The sequence below is a fragment of the Streptomyces sp. NPDC001002 genome, assembly GCF_053599215.1.
Genome location: NZ_JBSFLV010000320.1, coordinates 1 through 1,161, shown reverse-complemented (window position 1 = coordinate 1,161; position 1,161 = coordinate 1). Strand labels below are relative to the sequence as shown.

At 68.3% G+C, this 1,161-nt stretch carries 1 protein-coding gene; it reads left to right on the top strand.

From position 1 onward, the window contains the following. Positions 1-84: 84 nt before the first annotated feature. Positions 85-1,161: AMP-binding protein (locus ACWDR3_RS47820; RefSeq protein WP_450358953.1), on the top strand; the 1,077-nt coding region annotated here is incomplete at its 3' end.

Sequence of the window (1,161 nt, the reverse complement as noted above, 5' to 3'; positions counted from 1 at the left end):
TTGCGGGCGTTCATGGAGGGGCGGGGTGACGACCTGCCGGAGCCGTTGCCGTTCCGGGAGTTGGTGGCGCAGGCGCGGTTCGGTGTGTCGCGTGACGAGCATGAGCGGTACTTCGCGGAGCTGCTCGGCGATGTGACGGAGACGACCGCGCCCTACGGCTTGTCGGATGCCCGTGGCGGCGGCGCGGCCGCGATACAGGCACGGTCGCCCTTGGACGAGGGTCTGGCGGATCAGCTGCGGGGGGTGGCACGAGCGCGGGGTGTGAGTCCGGCGACGGTGTTGCACCTGGCGTGGGCGCGGGTGCTCGCGGTGGTGTCGGGGCGGGACGACGTGGTCTTTGGGACGGTGTTGTTCGGTCGGATGAACGCGGGTACGGGCGCCGATCGGGTGCCGGGCCTGTTCATCAACACCCTTCCAGTACGAGTGCACGTCGACAGTGAAGGCGTGGGCCACGCGCTGAGCGAACTCCGTGGTCAGCTAGCAGATTTGTTGGTGCACGAGCACGCCCCGCTCTCGCTGGCGCAGGCGGCGAGCGGAGTTCCGGGCGGCAGCCCGCTGTTCACGTCGATCTTCAACTACCGCCACAACCTCCCCACCGAACAACGCACCATCACCGCCCTCGACGGCGTCACGTCGGTGATGCACCGAGACCGCACCAACTACCCGCTCACCGTGGCCGTTGACGACGACGGTTCGGGATTTGGGTTGGTGGTCGAAGCCCTGGCTCCTGTCGATCCCGTGCGGGTGTGCGGGTTGCTGCGGGAGAGCGTGGCGAATGTTGTGGCCGCGTTGGAGTCGTCCGACGAGACGCCCTTGGCGGCGGTTGATGTGCTGGGTGTGGAAGAACGGCACCGGGTGCTGGCCGAGTGGCAGGGCCGAGCGGTCTCTGGAGCACCGGATGCGATGGTGCCCGGGTTGTTCGAGGCGCAGGCGGCTCGGGTGCCGGATGCGGTCGCGGTCGTCTGCGGTGACCAGGAGTTGACGTATCGGGAGTTGGACGAGCGCGCTGGTCGGGTTGCCGGCTTCCTGCGTTCTCGGGATGTAGGTCGCGAGTGTGTGGTGGGGCTGTGTCTGCCGCGGGGTGTGGACATGGTTGCGGCGATGGTGGGTGTGTGGAGGGCGGGTGCGGCGTATGTGCCGCTGGATCCTGAACTCCCTGCG